The following is an 18191-nucleotide window of genomic DNA, read 5'->3' on the forward strand; positions in this document are numbered from 1 at the left end:
GGCTTTCACCGGATCACGGCCCGCCCTGGGGTCACGGAGATCGACGCGGAAACCGTCGGCGCGGTCAGCCCTCGACGTCCTCGTCGCTCTGCTCGGAACTCCCCTGATCCATGACACGGCCCTCACCGGGTGCCAGGGTCGAGAGGATCCGGTCCAGATCGTCTATCGAGGCGAACTCGACGACGATCTTGCCCTTCTTCTGACCGAGGTCGACCTTCACCCGCGTCTCGAAGCGATCCGAGAGCCGCGAGGCCAGGTCCGTCAGCGCCGGGGAGACACGCGCCCCGGCCCGGGGGCCCTTGGACTTGGTCGTGGCCGTGGGCTCGGAGCCCATCAGCGTCACGATCTCCTCGACCGCACGGACCGAGAGCCCCTCGGCCACGATCCGGTACGCCAGCTTGTCCTGCGTCTCCGGGTCCTCCACGGAGAGCAGGGCACGTGCATGGCCGGCGGAGAGCACACCCGCGGCGACCCGACGCTGGACCGGAGGGGAAAGCCGCAGCAGACGCAGCGTGTTGGAGACCTGCGGACGCGAGCGCCCGATCCGGTCGGCCAGCTGGTCGTGGGTGCAGTTGAAGTCCTTCAGCAGCTGGTCGTAAGCGGCAGCCTCTTCCAGCGGGTTCAACTGCGCCCGGTGAAGGTTCTCCAGGAGCGCGTCCAGGAGAAGCTTCTCGTCCTCCGTGGCCCGGACGATCGCGGGGATGCGCTCCAGGCCGGCCTCACGGCATGCCCTCCAGCGGCGCTCGCCCATGATCAGTTCGTAGCGCTCGGCACCCAGCTGGCGTACGACGACGGGTTGCAGCAGGCCGACCTCCTTGATGGAGGTGACCAGCTCCGCCAGAGCGTCCTCGTCGAAGACCTCACGCGGCTGCTTCGGGTTGGGCGTGATGAAGTCCAACGGCAGCTCGGCGAAGTGCGCACCGGCCGGAGACTCCGGCTCCACCACAACGGGGGCCTCTACGACCGGCACCACGGAGTCCGGGGACTGCGGGCTCTGTGGCAGGGTCGCCACCTTCGCGGCGGCCACCCCTCGGTCCGAGGACAACGCCGGAACGGCCCCGGGAGAGGCAGAACCCGCCCCCACACCGGCGGTCGGCGTCTGCCGCTCCTGGGGAGCAGCGGGGATCAGCGCACCGAGCCCACGCCCCAACCCTCTACGTCGCTCACTCACTGGATCCCCTCCGACATGCTGTGCTGGCTGTTCTGGTTGCCCATGTGTCCGTGCTGCGGGTCGTAGTGAATACCGACACCTCGCAGCGCGATCTCACGGGCCGCCTCGAGATACGACAGCGAACCACTGGAGCCCGGGTCGTAGGTGAGGACGGTCTGTCCGTAGCTCGGCGCCTCCGAGATGCGCACGGACCTCGGGATGCTGGTCCGCAGCACCTCCTCGCCGAAGTGGCTGCGCACCTCGTCGGCGACCTGCGAGGCGAGCCTCGTCCGGCCGTCGTACATGGTGAGCAGGATCGTCGAGACATGCAGCGTGGGATTGAGGTGCCCACGCACCAGGTCCACGTTCCGCAGGAGCTGGCCCAGACCCTCCAACGCGTAGTACTCGCACTGGATCGGGATCAGTACCTCGGCGCCGGCCACCATGGCGTTGACCGTCAAGAGACCGAGCGAGGGCGGGCAGTCGATGAGGATGTAGTCCAGCGGCTGCTCGTACGCCTGGATGGCCCGCTGGAGCCGGCTCTCTCGCGCCACCAGCGACACGAGCTCGATCTCCGCACCGGCGAGATCGATGGTGGCGGGGGCACAGAAGAGACCCTCGACATCCCGCACGGGCTGCACCACATCGGAGAGCGGCTTGCTCTCCACGAGGACGTCGTAGATCGACGGAACCTCGGCGTGGTGGTCGATACCGAGGGCCGTCGAGGCATTGCCCTGAGGGTCGAGGTCGATGACCAGCACACGGGCGCCGTGCAGCGCCAGGGAAGCAGCAAGATTGACCGTCGTGGTCGTCTTGCCGACTCCGCCCTTCTGGTTGGCCACCACCATCACGCGTGTCTGGGCAGGCCGGGGAAGACCCTCGCCGGCACGACCCAGCGCCTCTACTGCCAGTTGGGCAGCACGACCGATGGGGGTGTCGTCCATCGGGGGCGGTGTTTCACGTGAAACATCCTCCCCCGCCGATTCGGTTCGGGGACCGGGGACCGGATCGGTCATCGGTCCCGCGATGTTGGCGTCGGACCGCAAGGATTCACTCTCCTCGGCTTCAGGCTCGCGATGGACAGAGCCTGCCATGCTTTCGGGGTCGTGAACCAGCGAGGCCCGTGGTTCTGTGGATGAATCCACCTCTGTGGACAATCCCGTCCCCCTCGCGAGCGGTTTCGCGAGGGGTTTGCGGTCCCGGGGCGTGGCAGCCGCGCGGCCGCGGCTGATGATCCCCTGCAGCAATGAGCGACGTTTCACGTGAAACACGATGCACGCGCAGTCGACCCAGGACCGTTCGACACTCCCGAAATACGTACGTATGGCAGCTTGTACGGATCAGTTGCGCAGTGTTGACGGCTTATATACGCCGCGTTGACAGCTCAGCGGCGGCGCCGGGTCCTGCTCGGGCGGGCGGCCTTGGCGCGCTTCGCGGCGAATCTCACACCGCCCGGGCTCTCGCCGACCTCCACGCGTACGACGGTCGACAGCGGGTCCACGATCCCCTCGCCGACCTGGAGCACGGACGTGGCCACCACACCCAGCTTGGAGAGCGCGGCACGGGCTCCGTCGATCTCCTCCTCCGCGGTGTCGCCCTTGAGGGCCAGCATCTCCCCGTACGGACGCAGCAGCGGAACGCCCCAGCCGGCCAGCCGGTCCAGCGGCGCCACTGCACGCGCCGTCACGACATGCACCGGAGGGAGCTTGCCGAGCATCTCCTCGGCGCGGCCCCGCTCCACCGTCACATGGTCCAGGCCCAGCAGCTCCACGACCTCCTGGAGGAAGTTCGTCCGCCGGAGCAGCGGCTCCAGGAGCGTGATCTTCAGGTCCGGACGGACCAGAGCCAGCGGGATGCCCGGCAGCCCGGCCCCCGAGCCGACATCGCACACGGTGACACCCTCGGGCACCACCTCGGAGAGCACCGCACAGTTCAGCAGGTGCCGCTCCCAGAGACGAGGTACCTCACGCGGGCCGATCAGCCCGCGCTTGACGCCCGCGTCCGCGAGGAGCTCCGCGTAGCGGACGGCCTCCGGGAAGTACTCGCCGAATACCGTCCGCGCCTGTTCGGGCGCAGGGGGGAGCTCCGCTGCCTCCGTCACGGGAACCGTCCTTCCGCACCGCACACATGGGTGCGAGCGCACTGTGGTGGCTGACTATCAGGCTGACAAGATCGGCCCCGCCTGCGAGCAGACGGGGCCGACACTGCGAGAGGGGTCAGGCAGGGAGTACGACGACGAAGCGCTGCGGCTCCTCGCCCTCGGACTCGCTGCGCAGACCGGCGGCGGCGACCGCGTCGTGCACGACCTTGCGCTCGAACGGGGTCATCGGGTCCAGCTTGACCGGCTCACCGGTCGACTTCACGTCGGACGCGGCCTTGGCGCCGATCTCGGCGAGCTCGGCACGCTTCTTGGCGCGGAACCCGGCGATGTCGAGCATCAGCCGGCTCCGGTCACCGGTCTCCCGGTGCACGGCCAGGCGGGTCAGCTCCTGGAGCGCCTCCAGCACCTCGCCGTCACGGCCCACGAGCTTCTGCAGGTCACGACCGCTCGAGTCGCTGATGATCGAGACCGCGGCCCGGTCCGCCTCGACGTCCATGTCGATGTCGCCGTCCAGGTCGGCGATGTCGAGCAGACCTTCGAGGTAGTCGGCCGCGATCTCACCCTCCTGCTCCAGGCGGGTCAGGGTGTCGCCACCCTCTGCGGCGGCGGAGGTGGTGCCTTCCGTCACGGATGGACTCCTTCTACTTCTTGGACGACGGGTGCTTCGGGCGCTGCTGGCCCTTGCGCTGACCGGACTTGCCCTGGCGGGAACCCCCGGAGTTGGCCCGGCTCGGCCGCGCGGGCTTGTCGCCCTGCGCCGATTCCTTGACCTCGTCCTGCGGCTTCTTCTCCAGCGACGTGGTGGGCTCCTCGGTGACCTCGACGGAGTCGGCGGCCTCCTCGGCACCCTTGGCCGTGCCGTGCTGAGCCGCGGCCTGACGCTTCGCCTTGGTCTGGCGCTTGGGCTGCTGACGCCTGACCGCGGCACCGCCCTCGGCCTCGGCGGTGACGGTGTCGCCCTTGATCACGGTGCCGTCGGCCTGGGCGGCGAAGCCGGCCTTGCTCAGACCCGCGAAGAAGCGGCGCTCGTTCTCGTTCCGGTCGCTGCCCTTGGCGACGATCGCCTTGACCACGTTCTTCCGGCGACGGCCGCGGACCTCACCGTGCGCACCGACGCTCTTCAGCAGTCGCTGCAGGTAGGCGTCCTGGGCCTTGCTGCCCGGAGTCGGGTTCTGGCTGATCACGTACATCTGCTGGCCCATGGTCCACACGTTCGTGGTCAGCCAGTAGACGAGGACGCCGACGGGGAAGTTGATGCCCATGACGGCGAAGATCAGCGGGAAGATGTACATGAGCATCTTCTGCTGCTGCATGTACGGCGTCTTCACCGAGAGGTCGACGTTCTTCATCATCAGCTGGCGCTGCGTGTAGAACTGCGAGGCCGACATCAGGACGATCATGACCGCGGTGACGATACGGACCGAGGTCAGCGACGCGTCGAGAGCGGCGACCTCGGCGGCGCTGTCCGTGAAGGTGGACGCCAGCGGAGCGCCGAAGATGTGTGCCTGACGGGCGCTGTCCAGCAGCGACTGGTTGATGACACCGATCGTCTTGCCCTCGGCGATGTGCGAGAGCACCGCGTACAGAGCGAAGAAGAACGGCGACTGAGCCAGGATGGGAAGGCACGAGGAGAGCGGGTTGGTACCCGTCTCCTTGTACAGCTTCATCATCTCTTCGGACTGACGCTGCTTGTCGCTCTTGTAGCGCTCCTGGATCGCCTTCATCTTCGGCTGGAGCGCCTGCATGTTCCGCGTCGACTTGATCTGCTTCACGAAGAGCGGGATCAGACAGATACGGATCAGCACCACGAGGGACACGATCGACAGGCCCCAGGCCCAGCCCGTGTCAGGGCCGAAGATCGCCCCGTACAGCTTGTGGAACTGGACGATCACCCATGAGACAGGTGTGGTGATGAAGCTGAAAAAATTGGCAATCGTGTCCACTAATCAGGCTCCTTGAGCATTGGGCGAAGTCTCTGCGGCCGGGCTCGTCTCGGCGGGGGACCCGCCCTTGTCGCCGCGCAGCGCGTTCCGCAGCAGTTCATGCCAGCGAGGACGCTTGCGCGGGGGTACGTGGTCCACGCCGCCGGGCGACCACGGATTGCACCGCAGAATGCGCCAGGCGGTCAGGGCAGTGCCCTTGATCGCGCCATGCCGGTCGATGGCCGTGAATCCATAGTGGGAACACGACGGGTAGTACCGGCAGACGGGCCCCAGAAGAGGGCTGATCGTCCACTGGTACAGCTTGATGAGAGCCAGCAGCGGGTACTTCATCGCGCGCCCCCTCCCAGGAGCCGCTGAAGAGCGGCGTCGAGGTCTCGGGCCAGCTGTGCGTGATCGGCGTCACCGGCTCCGGGCAACGCCCGTACGACCACCAGGCTACCGGGGGGCAGCTCGGACAGTCGTTCGCGGACGAGATGGCGCAGGCGTCGCTTCACTTGGTTGCGTACGACCGCACCGCCCACGGCCTTGCTCACGACGAAACCCGCACGCGTCGGGGGAGCGCTCTCCCCAGGCGCGTGCGGGTCCGTTGCACCGCTGCGTAGGTGGACGACGAGGAGCGGGCGACCGGCCCGGCGCCCTCGGCGTACCGCGGTTGCGAAGTCCTCGCGCCGCCTCAGCCGATTCTCGGTAGGCAGCACGTCATGACCTGTTTAAGCGGATCAGGCCGACAGGCTCGAGCGACCCTTGGAACGGCGGTTCGCCAGGATGGCGCGACCGGCACGCGTACGCATGCGCAGGCGGAAGCCGTGGGTCTTGGCGCGGCGACGGTTGTTCGGCTGGAAGGTGCGCTTGCTCACTCGGGGGCTCCAGAAATGATTCGTAGATGGCGGGACATCGCCTGGCTGTCACCGTGCGCCCACGAGTAGCTCGCAATACGCCCGAGTGCACCGCTTCACGATCACAGACCGTGATCTTTGCCCATCGGAGGCAGGCGGCAGCAGCCATCGACAACTCGACCTGGTTACGGTACGCGCGGCTACGCCATCCGGTCAAACCGACCGATCACCGGGGTCCATTGTGCACAGGCTGTGGACAACAACTTGAACCAGGTCATCCGCCACGACTACCGTGGCTGGACTCCTAAATCTTTTTTCCGTTCTGTCCTTACCTGTCCTGACGGACATCGACCTACCGTCCCGAGAACCACACATTCGTGGGACCAACGAGGAAGCGTGCCCTGTGGCTGACGTACCTGCCGATCTTGCCGCAGTGTGGCCACGCGTGCTGGAGCACCTCCTCGGAGAAGGCCAACAGGGCATCGAGCCCAAGGACAAGCAGTGGATCGAGCGCTGCCAGCCGCTCGCGCTGGTGGCCGACACCGCACTCCTCGCCGTCCCCAACGAATGGGGCAAACGCGTCCTCGAAGGACGCCTCGCCCCGCTCATCAGCGAGACGCTCAGCCGTGAGTGCGGCCGCCCGATCCGGATCGCGATCACCGTCGACGACTCCGTCGGCGAGCCGACCCCGCTCGCGCCCCCGGTCCAGCAGCAGCCGCCCCGCTACGACGAGCGGCCGCCGGCGGAGACGTACGAGAAGTACGACGGCTACGGCCACCGGCCCCTGCCGGACGACGGCCTGCCCACCGCGCGCCCCGCCTACCCGGACTACCAGCAGCAGCGCCCCGACCCGGGTTCCTGGCCGCGCACCCAGGAGGACCTCTCCTGGCAGCAGCCGCGCCTCGGCTCCTTCCAGGAACGCGACCCGTACACGGGCCCGCGCCCGCAGCAGCCCCAGCAGCCCCGGTACGACGAGCGGCCGTCCGCCTACGACCAGCCGCAGCGACCGGAGCGGGCCGAGCTGCCCGACACGCCTCGGCCCGGATCCGGGCCGCGCCACGGCGGTCCCGGTGGTCCCGGTGGTCCCGGTGGACACGGCGGCCCCGGTGGACACGGAGGCCACGGGGGAGGAAGCACCGGCGCGGCCTCCGGACAGGGGTCCGGCTCCGGCGCACCCGGCGAGCAGCACGCGCGCCTGAACCCCAAGTACCTCTTCGACACCTTCGTCATCGGTTCCTCGAACCGGTTCGCGCACGCCGCCGCCGTCGCGGTGGCCGAGGCGCCGGCGAAGGCGTACAACCCGCTCTTCATCTACGGGGAGTCGGGCCTCGGCAAGACCCACCTGCTCCACGCGATCGGGCACTACGCGCGCAGCCTCTACCCCGGCACGCGCGTGCGGTACGTGAGCTCCGAGGAGTTCACCAACGAGTTCATCAACTCGATCCGCGACGGCAAGGGCGACACCTTCCGCAAGCGCTACCGCGACGTGGACATCCTGCTCGTCGACGACATCCAGTTCCTCGCGAGCAAGGAGTCGACGCAGGAGGAGTTCTTCCACACCTTCAACACGCTCCACAACGCGAACAAGCAGATCGTTCTCTCCTCGGACCGGCCGCCCAAGCAGCTGATGACCCTGGAGGACCGGCTCCGCAACCGCTTCGAGTGGGGTCTGACCACCGACGTACAACCGCCGGAGCTGGAGACGCGGATCGCGATCCTCCGCAAGAAGGCGGTGCAGGAGCAGCTCAACGCCCCGCCGGAGGTACTGGAGTTCATCGCCTCCCGGATCTCACGGAACATCCGTGAGCTGGAGGGCGCGCTGATCCGTGTCACGGCCTTCGCGAGCCTCAACCGGCAGCCGGTGGACCTGGGGCTGACCGAGATCGTCCTCAAGGACCTGATCCCCGGCGGCGAGGACTCGGCGCCGGAGATCACGGCCGGCGCGATCATGGCGGCCACGGCCGACTACTTCGGCCTCACGGTCGAGGACCTCTGCGGATCCTCCCGCAGCCGCGTCCTGGTGACGGCCCGGCAGATCGCCATGTACCTGTGCCGTGAGCTCACCGACCTGTCGCTGCCGAAGATCGGCGCGCAGTTCGGCGGCCGCGACCACACGACCGTCATGCACGCGGACCGGAAGATCCGCGCGCTGATGGCGGAGCGCCGCTCGATCTACAACCAGGTCACCGAGCTCACCAACCGCATCAAGAACGGCTGAGAGAGCCGCTCCACACCGTCGAAGGGCGCTCCGGGACACCTCCCGGGGCGCCCTTCCGCATGCTCCGGGACACCTCCCGGGGCGCCCTTCCGCATGCTCCGGAGCGGTCCTCCGCGTGCTCCGGAGCGACCGTCCCGAGGGCCCGGGACGGTCGTCCGGGCGCTCCGCGGCGTCCTTCCGCATGCCCTGAGACGGTCTCCGGCGGCGGCCACACGCCTGTGCGCAGGCCGGGCTGTTCGATTTCTTGGGTGCGGTGGCGCGTTCTCCACAGATTGCGGGATGATCTTCCGTCCACAGGGTGGGGACTCCGGAGTTATCCGAATCCTCTCCACAGGCTGGGTGGGCCGGCGATCAAGATCCCAGGTCAGAGGGGTGTGGATTTGTTGGCAACCTTGATCCACAGGTTGTGGACGAATCTTTCGTCCACAGGGGGTCTTGTTGGTTGTCCACTGGCAACCCACAGGGGTGGGTCTGTTGCCCACAAGTTCTCCACACCCCTGTCCACTGTTCGGCAACGAAACGCCCGGGGTCACCGCGTCGAGTGAAAGCCGTCACACCAAGGGAGACGGTTGGGCTGTGGGGAACACGGGTAAAGCTGGGGACAGCGCTGGGGAGAAGTCCCCGTGGCCTGTGTACCGGGTGTGCAGAACTTTCGGGCGTCCACAGAGAACCCCTGTTGTCCACCGGTGCCACCCACAGGGGCGGTGGACAAAAAACCGAGGTTGACCTGCGCATATGGCGTTATCCACGGTTTCCACAGGCCCTACTACTACTCCCACCTAGAGTTAGCCCGGAATCCGCTTCGAAGTGGGGCCTGTGCACAACTCGAGCCGGGAGCCTCCTCGACCTCTTGTCGCGACTTGACCCCGAGCCGCACCGAGTGTCGGCGGCGTACGTCAGACTGGGTCCCGCAGTCGACGAAGAGCCAGCAACAGCAGGAGGCGGTTCCGGTGAAGATCCGGGTGGAGCGCGATGTACTCGCGGAGGCGGTGGCCTGGGTGGCCCGTAGCCTTCCGGCCCGTCCGCCGGCGCCCGTACTCGCGGGCCTTCTGCTGAAGGCCGAGGACGGCGCGCTGAGCTTCTCGAGCTTCGACTACGAGGTCTCGGCCCGTGTCTCCGTCGAGGCGGAGATCGAGGAGGACGGCACCGTTCTGGTCTCCGGCCGCCTGCTCGCCGACATCTGCCGCGCCCTCCCCAACCGCCCCGTCGAGATTTCCACAGACGGTGTACGGGCGACCGTGGTCTGCGGCTCCTCCCGCTTCACCCTCCACACCCTTCCTGTGGAGGAGTACCCGGCGCTGCCGGAGATGCCCACCGCGACCGGCACCGTGCCCGGTGAGGTCTTCGCCTCCGCCGCCGCCCAGGTCGCCATCGCCGCCGGCCGTGACGACACTCTGCCGGTGCTCACCGGTGTGCGCATCGAGATCGAGGGCGACACGGTCACCCTCGCCTCCACCGACCGCTACCGCTTCGCGGTCCGCGAGTTCCTGTGGAAGCCGGAGTCGCCCGACGCCTCCGCGGTCGCCCTGGTGCCCGCGAAGACCCTGCTGGACACCGCCAAGGCGCTGACCAGCGGCGACACCGTCACCCTGGCGCTCTCGGGCTCCGGCAAGGGCGAGGGCCTGATCGGCTTCGAGGGCGCCGGCCGCCGCACCACCACCCGGCTGCTCGAGGGCGACCTGCCGAAGTACCGGACGCTCTTCCCCACCGAGTTCAACTCGATCGCGGTGATCGAGACCGCGCCGTTCGTCGAGGCCGTCAAGCGTGTGGCCCTGGTGGCCGAGCGCAACACCCCGGTCCGGCTCAGCTTCGAGCAGGGCGTGCTCATCCTGGAGGCCGGCTCCAGCGACGACGCACAGGCTGTGGAGCGTGTGGACGCGCAGCTGGACGGCGACGACATCTCGATCGCCTTCAACCCGACGTTCCTGCTGGACGGCCTGAGCGCGATCGACTCCCCGGTCGCCCAGCTCTCCTTCACGACGTCCACCAAGCCCGCGCTCCTGAGCGGCAAGCCCGCCGTCGACGCGGAGGCGGACGAGGCCTACAAGTACCTCATCATGCCGGTGCGGCTCAGCGGCTGAGTGTGCTCGGGCGGCCGTCGACTGAGCGGCTGACCCCACAGGTGTGCAGCGGGGTCCGGGCGTAGGCTCGGACCCGGGTACACCGCACACGACGCTTAAGGAATCTCTGATGGAGCTCGGTCTCGTCGGTCTCGGCAAGATGGGCGGCAACATGCGTGAGCGCATCCGCCGCGCAGGCCACACCGTCATCGGATACGACCGCAACCCGGACCTCGCCGATGTCCACAGCCTGGAAGAGCTTGTGGGCAAGTTGAAGGGTCCGCGGGTCGTGTGGGTCATGGTTCCGGCCGGTGCCGCGACCCAGTCCACCGTCGACGAGCTGGCGAACCTGCTCTCCCCCGGCGACATCGTGGTGGACGGCGGGAACTCTCGCTGGACCGACGACGAGAAGCACGCCGAGGAGCTCGCCGCCAAGGGCATCGGCTTCGTCGACTGCGGTGTCTCCGGCGGTGTGTGGGGCCTCGAGAACGGCTACGCGCTGATGTACGGCGGCGACGCCGAGCACGTGGCGCGGGTCCAGCCGATCTTCGACGCGCTGAAGCCCGAGGGTGAGTTCGGCGCGGTCCACGCGGGCAAGGTCGGCGCGGGCCACTTCGCGAAGATGGTCCACAACGGCATCGAGTACGCGATGATGCAGGCGTACGCCGAGGGCTGGGAGCTCCTGGAGAAGGTCGACTCCGTCACCGACGTGCGCGAGGTCTTCCGCTCGTGGCAGGAGGGCACGGTCATCCGTTCCTGGCTGCTCGACCTGGCCGTGAACGCGCTGGACGAGGACGAGCACCTGGACCAGCTCCGCGGTTACGCACAGGACTCCGGCGAGGGCCGCTGGACCGTCGAGGCCGCCATCGACAACGCGGTGCCGCTGCCGGCGATCACCGCCTCGCTGTTCGCGCGGTTCGCCTCGCGTCAGGACGACTCCCCGCAGATGAAGATGATCGCCGCGCTGCGCAACCAGTTCGGTGGCCACGCGGTCGAGTCCAAGAAGTAGTCCACAGGCTGTGCACCGCTCGGTGCACAGCAGCCGGGGGAAGGTCGGCGCACACCATGCACGTCACGCATCTGTCGCTGGCCGACTTTCGCTCCTACGCCCGGGTCGAGGTCCCGCTCGACCCGGGCGTCACCGCTTTCGTGGGCGCCAACGGCCAGGGCAAGACCAATCTGGTCGAGGCCGTCGGCTATCTCGCCACGCTCGGCAGCCATCGCGTCGCCTCGGACGCCCCGCTCGTACGGATGGGAGCGGACCGGGCGATCATCCGCGCCGCGGTCACCCAGGGCGAGCGCTCCCAGCTGGTCGAGCTCGAGCTCAACCCGGGCCGCGCCAACCGTGCCCGTATCAACAGGTCCTCACAGGTCAGGCCCCGTGACGTGCTGGGGATCGTACGGACCGTGCTGTTCGCTCCGGAGGATCTGGCCCTGGTCAAGGGCGACCCCGGGGAGCGCCGGCGCTTCCTCGACGAACTGATCACGGCGCGCTCGCCACGCATGGCGGGCGTGCGCTCCGACTACGACCGCGTCCTCAAGCAGCGCAACACCCTGCTGAAGTCCGCGGCCATGGCACGGCGGCACGGCGGTCGCGGCATGGACCTGTCGACGCTGGACGTCTGGGACCAGCACCTGGCCAGGGCGGGCGCCGAGCTGCTCGCGCAGCGGCTGGATCTGATCGGTGTGCTGCAGCCGCTGGCCGACAAGGCGTACGAGCAGCTGGCGCCGGGCGGCGGACCGGTCCTGCTGGAGTACCGGCCGTCCGCGCCGGGCCCCGGGCACACCCGCGAGGAGCTGTACGAGCAGGTGATCGCCGCACTCGCGGAGGTCCGCAAGCAGGAGATCGAGCGGGGTGTGACGCTGGTCGGCCCGCACCGGGACGAGCTGGCGCTCAAGCTGGGCGACCTGCCGGCGAAGGGGTACGCGAGTCACGGGGAGTCCTGGTCGTACGCGCTGGCGCTGCGGCTCGCCTCGTACGACCTGCTGCGGGCGGAGGGCAACGAGCCGGTACTGGTCCTCGACGACGTCTTCGCCGAGCTGGACGCGCGGCGGCGGGAGCGGCTCGCGGAGCTGGTGGCCCCGGGCGAGCAGGTGCTGGTGACGGCTGCGGTCGACGACGACGTGCCGGGGGTGCTCGCGGGGGTTCGGTACGGGGTCGCGGGGGGTTCGGTGGAGAGGCTGTGAGGTCGTGAGCGAGAACGAGGCCGCCGGCCAGGACGGCGCCGCCCCCAGGACGCCCGAGCCCTCGGGCGTCGACCTGGCCCGGGTGGCGCTGCGCGCCGCGAAGGAGCAGGCGAAGGCGCGGGGCGCGGCGGCCCAGCAGAAGAAGCAGGCGCGCCGGGGCGGCGGGCTGCGCTCGGGCGCGCACGCCGACGGGCGGGACCCGGTCGGTCTGGGCGCCGCGATCAACCGGCTCATCACCGAGCGCGGCTGGGAGGCCCCGGCGGCGGTGGGCGGGGTCATGGGGCGCTGGCCGCAGATCGTGGGCGAGGACCTGGCCAAACACTGTGAGCCGCTGAAGTACGACGAGGACCCCGAGGAGCGGGTGCTCACCGTGCAGTGCGACTCGACGGCGTGGGCGACGCAGCTGAGGCTGTTGGCGCCGCGGCTGGTGGCGCGGCTGAACGAGGACCTGGGGCACGGGACGGTACGGGTGATCAAGGTCCTGGGGCCCGGGGGGCCGCGCAAGGGCTACGGCCCGCTTCGGGCGCCCGGGTCCGTCGGGCCGGGGGACACGTACGGCTAGGCCGGGGGACACGTACGGCTGGAGCGCCGGGCGGGACAGGTACGCGTGGTGCGGGGGCCACTCGGGTGCGGGTTCGAGCGAAGGCGCCGGTCTGTGCGTTGTGACCACCGTCCCCCGGACTTCGTCCTGGGGGACCCCCGGCCCCGCGGAACGATTGCCCGCGACGGGGGCGGGCGGGTGGAGAACCCGTGCCCACGCCGGTCGCCGTGGCGATGCCCACGCCGCGCTACGACTCGAAGCGCTGGGTGGCCGTCAGAGCCCTTTGGAGCCCCTCCCCTGATATGGGGAGTCGTCTCGCTCCCGCTGAGGGCGGCACATGCGGACTCAGGTACCGGCAAACCCCCATTCGTGTCGGCGCTACCGGTAGACTGGTGGGTAATCCCGCCACCCCGCGGAACAAGTCGAACGACGCAGCCGCTCCCGTATGCCCGGAGAACGGCCTGTGCTGTGCCAGAAAGGGCGCTTCGTGGCCGATTCCGGCAACCCCAACGAGATCACTCCGTCCGCCAACGCTGCGTCGTACGACGCCAGCGCGATCACCGTCCTCGAGGGTCTGGACGCGGTCCGCAAGCGACCCGGCATGTACATCGGCTCGACCGGTGAACGAGGACTGCACCACATGGTGCAGGAGGTCGTCGACAACTCCGTCGACGAGGCCCTGGCCGGCCACGCGGACACCATCGACGTGACGATCCTGGCCGACGGCGGCGTGCGCGTCGTCGACAACGGGCGCGGTATCCCCGTCGGCATCGTCCCCTCCGAGGGCAAGCCGGCCGTCGAGGTCGTGCTGACGGTCCTCCACGCGGGCGGCAAGTTCGGCGGCGGCGGCTACGCGGTCTCCGGCGGTCTGCACGGCGTCGGCGTCTCCGTCGTCAACGCCCTCTCCACCAAGGTCTCGGTGGAGATCAAGACCGACGGCCACCGCTGGACGCAGGACTACAAGCTGGGTGCCCCGACCGCTCCCCTCGCCCAGCACGAGGAGACCGACGAGACCGGCACCTCGGTCACGTTCTGGTCCGACCCGGACATCTTCGAGACGACCGAGTACTCCTTCGAGACGCTCTCGCGCCGTTTCCAGGAGATGGCCTTCCTCAACAAGGGCCTCACCATCACGCTCACCGACGAGCGCGAGTCCGCGAAGGCCACGGTCGGCGCCGACGACCCGGACGCCGAGGCCGCCGCCGAGCCGGCCGCGCGCACGGTGAAGTACCACTACGAGGGCGGCATCGTCGACTTCGTGAAGTACCTCAACTCGCGCAAGGGCGAGCTGATCCACCCGACCGTCATCGACGTCGAGGCCGAGGACAAGGAGCGGATGCTCTCGGTCGAGATCGCGATGCAGTGGAACTCGCAGTACAGCGAGGGTGTGTACTCCTTCGCCAACACGATCCACACGCATGAGGGCGGTACGCACGAAGAGGGCTTCCGCGCCGCGCTGACGGGTCTGGTGAACCGGTACGCGCGCGACAAGAAGCTGCTCCGCGAGAAGGACGACAACCTCACCGGTGAGGACATCCGCGAGGGTCTGACGGCGATCATCTCCGTCAAGCTGGGTGAGCCGCAGTTCGAGGGCCAGACGAAGACGAAGCTGGGCAACACGGAGGCCAAGACCTTCGTCCAGAAGATCGTCCACGAGCACCTCAACGACTGGTTCGACCGCAACCCCGTCGAGGCCGCGGACATCATCCGTAAGTCGATCCAGGCGGCCACCGCGCGCGTGGCGGCCCGCAAGGCGCGTGACCTGACCCGCCGCAAGGGTCTGCTGGAGTCGGCGTCCCTGCCGGGCAAGCTGAGCGACTGCCAGTCGAACGACCCCACCCAGTGCGAGATCTTCATCGTCGAGGGTGACTCCGCCGGCGGCTCGGCCAAGTCCGGCCGTAACCCGATGTACCAGGCCATCCTGCCGATCCGAGGCAAGATCCTGAACGTCGAGAAGGCGCGGATCGACAAGATCCTGCAGAACACCGAGGTCCAGGCGCTGATCTCGGCCTTCGGCACCGGGGTCCACGAGGACTTCGACATCGAGAAGCTCCGCTATCACAAGATCATCCTGATGGCGGACGCCGACGTCGACGGTCAGCACATCAACACCCTGCTGCTGACCTTCCTCTTCCGCTTCATGCGTCCGCTGGTCGAGGCCGGTCACGTCTACCTCTCCCGTCCGCCGCTCTACAAGATCAAGTGGGGCCGGGACGACTTCGAGTACGCGTACTCGGACCGTGAGCGGGACGCGCTGGTCGAGCTGGGCAAGCAGAACGGCAAGCGGATCAAGGAAGACTCGATCCAGCGCTTCAAGGGTCTGGGCGAGATGAACGCCGAGGAGCTGCGCATCACCACGATGGACGTGGACCACCGCGTCCTCGGCCAGGTGACCCTGGACGACGCGGCCCAGGCCGACGACCTGTTCTCGGTGCTGATGGGTGAGGACGTCGAGGCGCGGCGTTCGTTCATCCAGCGCAACGCCAAGGACGTTCGCTTCCTCGACATCTGAGTCGGCCTCAGCTGACCGTAAGAAAGGACTGACGACCAGCAATGGCCGACGAGAACCCCCCTGTGACGACCGAAGAAGAAGAGCCGGTGCTGCGGATCGAGCCTGTCGGGCTCGAGACCGAGATGCAGCGCTCGTACCTCGACTACGCGATGTCCGTCATCGTGTCGCGTGCGCTGCCCGACGTCCGGGACGGCCTCAAGCCGGTGCACCGGCGCGTGCTCTACGCGATGTACGACGGCGGCTACCGGCCCGAGAAGGGCTTCTACAAGTGCGCCCGCGTGGTCGGCGACGTCATGGGTACGTACCACCCGCACGGCGACTCCTCCATCTACGACGCGCTCGTCCGCCTCGCCCAGCCCTGGTCGATGCGGATGCCGCTGGTGGACTCCAACGGCAACTTCGGTTCCCCGGGCAACGACCCGGCCGCCGCCATGCGGTACACCGAGTGCAAGATGATGCCGCTGTCGATGGAGATGCTCCGGGACATCGACGAGGAGACCGTCGACTTCCAGGACAACTACGACGGCCGCAACCAGGAGCCGACGGTCCTGCCGGCGCGTTTCCCGAACCTGCTGGTCAACGGCTCGGCCGGCATCGCGGTCGGTATGGCGACCAACATCCCGCCGCACAACCTGCGCGAGGTCGCGGCCGGTGCCCAGTGGGCGCTGGAGCACCCGGAGGCCACGCACGAGGAGCTGCTCGACGCGCTCATCGAGCGGATCAAGGGCCCGGACTTCCCGACGGGCGCGCTGGTCGTGGGCCGCAAGGGCATCGAGGAGGCGTACCGCACCGGCCGTGGCTCGATCACGATGCGCGCGGTCGTCGAGGTCGAGGAGATCCAGAACCGCCAGTGCCTGGTGGTCACGGAGCTTCCGTACCAGACCAACCCGGACAACCTCGCGCAGAAGATCGCCGACCTGGTGAAGGACGGCAAGATCGGCGGCATCGCCGACGTCCGCGACGAGACCTCGTCCCGTACCGGTCAGCGCCTCGTCATCGTGCTCAAGCGCGACGCCGTCGCCAAGGTCGTCCTCAACAACCTGTACAAGCACACCGATCTGCAGACGAACTTCGGCGCGAACATGCTGGCGCTCGTCGACGGTGTGCCGCGCACGCTCTCGCTGGACGCGTTCATCCGCCACTGGGTGACGCACCAGATCGAGGTCATCGTGCGCCGGACCCGCTTCCGGCTGCGCAAGGCCGAGGAGCGCGCCCACATCCTGCGCGGTCTGCTCAAGGCGCTGGACGCGATCGACGAGGTCATCGCGCTCATCCGCCGCAGCGACACGGTCGAGGTCGCGCGCGAGGGCCTGATGGGCCTGCTGCAGATCGACGAGATCCAGGCCAACGCCATCCTCGAGATGCAGCTGCGCCGGCTCGCCGCCCTGGAGCGCCAGAAGATCGTCGCCGAGCACGACGAGCTCCAGGCGAAGATCAACGAGTACAACGCGATCCTCGCCTCCGAGGAGCGTCAGCGGCAGATCGTCAGCGAGGAGCTGGCGCTGCTCGTCGAGAAGTTCGGCGACGACCGCCGCTCCAAGCTGGTGCCCTTCGACGGTGACATGTCCATCGAGGACCTGATCGCCGAGGAGGACATCGTCGTCACCATCACGCGTGGCGGCTATGTGAAGCGGACGAAGACCGAGGACTACCGCTCGCAGAAGCGCGGCGGCAAGGGCGTCCGCGGCACGAAGCTGAAGCAGGACGACATCGTCGACCACTTCTTCGTGTCCACGACCCACCACTGGCTGCTGTTCTTCACCAACAAGGGCCGGGTCTACCGGGCGAAGGCGTACGAGCTTCCGGACGCCGGCCGGGACGCGCGCGGCCAGCACGTCGCCAACCTGCTGGCCTTCCAGCCGGACGAGCAGATCGCCGAGATCCTGGCGATCCGCGACTACGAGGCCGCGCCGTACCTGGTGCTCGCCACGAAGGCCGGTCTGGTGAAGAAGACCGCGCTGAAGGACTACGACTCGCCGCGTTCCGGCGGTGTCATCGCGATCAACCTCCGCGAGGCGGAGGACGGCAGCGACGACGAGCTCATCGGCGCCGAGCTGGTCTCGGCCGAGGACGATCTGCTGCTCATCAGCAAGAAGGCGCAGTCGATCCGGTTCACCGCGACGGACGACGCGCTGCGTCCGATGGGACGGGCCACGTCCGGCGTGAAGGGGATGAGTTTCCGCGAGGGCGACGAGCTGCTCTCGATGAATGTCGTCCGGCCCGGTACGTTCGTCTTCACCGCCACCGACGGTGGGTACGCGAAGCGGACGAACGTCGACGAATACCGCGTCCAGGGTCGCGGTGGCCTTGGTATCAAGGCCGCCAAGATCGTGGAGGACCGTGGTTCTCTCGTGGGCGCTCTGGTGGTCGAGGAGACGGATGAGATCCTCGCCATCACGCTGTCCGGCGGTGTGATTCGTACGCGAGTCAACGAAGTCAGGGAGACCGGCCGTGACACCATGGGCGTCCAGCTGATCAACCTGGGGAAGCGGGATGCCGTCGTGGGTATCGCGCGGAACGCCGAGGCGGGCAGCGAGGCCGAAGAGGTCGAAGCTGCCGCGGACGGCGAAGGCGTCGAGGCCGCGACCGCGGTCGAGGCAGCCGAGGGCACCGAGCCCTCGGCCGGGGAGCACGAGGAGTAGA

The 18191-nt window shown here is 68.4% G+C and carries 15 protein-coding genes; 7 read left to right on the plus strand and 8 right to left on the minus strand.

What is annotated here, in order from left to right:
- Positions 1–64 precede the first annotated feature (64 nt).
- The 8 genes from ACZ3OF_RS16815 to rpmH all read right to left on the minus strand — a co-directional run bounded on the left by ACZ3OF_RS16815 (position 65) and on the right by rpmH (position 6051).
- Positions 65–1171: a ParB/RepB/Spo0J family partition protein gene (locus ACZ3OF_RS16815; RefSeq protein ID WP_361670142.1), complete on the minus strand. Its 1107-nt coding sequence runs from the start codon at positions 1169–1171 to the stop codon at positions 65–67.
- Positions 1168–2244, minus strand: a complete 1077-nt coding sequence (locus ACZ3OF_RS16820; RefSeq protein WP_361670140.1) for a ParA family protein — start codon at positions 2242–2244, stop codon at positions 1168–1170. Before ACZ3OF_RS16820 ends, ACZ3OF_RS16815 begins: the two co-directional genes overlap by 4 nt.
- A gap of 290 nt (positions 2245–2534) precedes the next feature.
- On the minus strand, positions 2535–3251 hold the full coding sequence (gene rsmG / locus ACZ3OF_RS16825) for a 16S rRNA (guanine(527)-N(7))-methyltransferase RsmG (protein WP_361670137.1): 717 nt from the start codon (positions 3249–3251) through the stop codon (positions 2535–2537).
- A 115-nt stretch (positions 3252–3366) separates the two neighbouring features.
- The gene (locus ACZ3OF_RS16830; protein ID WP_361670134.1) at positions 3367–3879 is read right to left on the minus strand and encodes a Jag family protein; all 513 of its coding nucleotides are present in this window, start codon (positions 3877–3879) and stop codon (positions 3367–3369) included.
- Positions 3880–3892: 13 nt separating this feature from the next.
- Positions 3893–5194, minus strand: coding sequence for a membrane protein insertase YidC (yidC, locus tag ACZ3OF_RS16835; RefSeq protein ID WP_361670131.1), 1302 nt, complete (start codon positions 5192–5194; stop codon positions 3893–3895).
- 3 nt (positions 5195–5197) lie between these two features.
- Positions 5198–5524 (minus strand): membrane protein insertion efficiency factor YidD, encoded by a 327-nt coding sequence (yidD, locus tag ACZ3OF_RS16840; protein ID WP_352187225.1) that lies wholly within the window; start codon positions 5522–5524, stop codon positions 5198–5200.
- Entirely contained in the window at positions 5521–5892 is a 372-nt protein-coding gene (gene rnpA / locus ACZ3OF_RS16845) for a ribonuclease P protein component (protein WP_361670128.1), read from the minus strand. Before rnpA ends, yidD begins: the two co-directional genes overlap by 4 nt.
- 21 nt (positions 5893–5913) lie before the next feature.
- Positions 5914–6051, minus strand: coding sequence for a 50S ribosomal protein L34 (gene rpmH, locus ACZ3OF_RS16850; RefSeq protein WP_060891143.1), 138 nt, complete (start codon positions 6049–6051; stop codon positions 5914–5916).
- 382 nt (positions 6052–6433) lie between these two features.
- Between rpmH and dnaA the strand changes: the two genes are divergently transcribed.
- From dnaA to gyrA, 7 genes are all read left to right on the plus strand, one after another.
- A complete protein-coding gene (gene dnaA / locus ACZ3OF_RS16855) occupies positions 6434–8248 on the plus strand; it encodes a chromosomal replication initiator protein DnaA (RefSeq protein ID WP_467305243.1) in 1815 nt (604 codons plus the stop codon).
- A gap of 950 nt (positions 8249–9198) precedes the next feature.
- Positions 9199–10329 (plus strand): DNA polymerase III subunit beta, encoded by a 1131-nt coding sequence (gene dnaN / locus ACZ3OF_RS16860; RefSeq protein WP_361435373.1) that lies wholly within the window; start codon positions 9199–9201, stop codon positions 10327–10329.
- 109 nt (positions 10330–10438) lie between these two features.
- Entirely contained in the window at positions 10439–11317 is an 879-nt protein-coding gene (gene gnd, locus ACZ3OF_RS16865) for a phosphogluconate dehydrogenase (NAD(+)-dependent, decarboxylating) (RefSeq protein ID WP_361435371.1), read from the plus strand.
- A gap of 56 nt (positions 11318–11373) precedes the next feature.
- Positions 11374–12495, plus strand: a complete 1122-nt coding sequence (recF, locus tag ACZ3OF_RS16870) for a DNA replication/repair protein RecF (protein ID WP_361670119.1) — start codon at positions 11374–11376, stop codon at positions 12493–12495.
- Positions 12496–12499: 4 nt separating this feature from the next.
- Positions 12500–13057 (plus strand): DciA family protein, encoded by a 558-nt coding sequence (locus ACZ3OF_RS16875; protein ID WP_361670116.1) that lies wholly within the window; start codon positions 12500–12502, stop codon positions 13055–13057.
- Between the two features lie 442 nt (positions 13058–13499).
- Positions 13500–15548 carry a DNA topoisomerase (ATP-hydrolyzing) subunit B gene (gyrB, locus tag ACZ3OF_RS16880; RefSeq protein WP_361670113.1) on the plus strand — a complete coding sequence of 683 codons (2049 nt, stop codon included), beginning with the start codon at positions 13500–13502 and terminating at the stop codon, positions 15546–15548.
- Positions 15549–15589: 41 nt separating this feature from the next.
- Positions 15590–18190 carry a DNA gyrase subunit A gene (gene gyrA / locus ACZ3OF_RS16885; RefSeq protein WP_361435363.1) on the plus strand — a complete coding sequence of 867 codons (2601 nt, stop codon included), beginning with the start codon at positions 15590–15592 and terminating at the stop codon, positions 18188–18190.
- Position 18191: the final 1 nt, after the last annotated feature.

The sequence above is a fragment of the Streptomyces sp. NPDC022552 genome (assembly GCF_055561875.1).

Coding starts and splice junctions, on each gene's coding strand:
- ACZ3OF_RS16820 (WP_361670140.1), bottom strand. CDS start 2,244: ATGGCAGGCTCTGTCCATCGCGAGCCTGAAGCCGAGGAGAGTGAATCC.
- gnd (WP_361435371.1), top strand. CDS start 10,439: ATGGAGCTCGGTCTCGTCGGTCTCGGCAAGATGGGCGGCAACATGCGT.
- recF (WP_361670119.1), top strand. CDS start 11,374: ATGCACGTCACGCATCTGTCGCTGGCCGACTTTCGCTCCTACGCCCGG.
- gyrA (WP_361435363.1), top strand. CDS start 15,590: ATGGCCGACGAGAACCCCCCTGTGACGACCGAAGAAGAAGAGCCGGTG.
- yidD (WP_352187225.1), bottom strand. CDS start 5,524: ATGAAGTACCCGCTGCTGGCTCTCATCAAGCTGTACCAGTGGACGATC.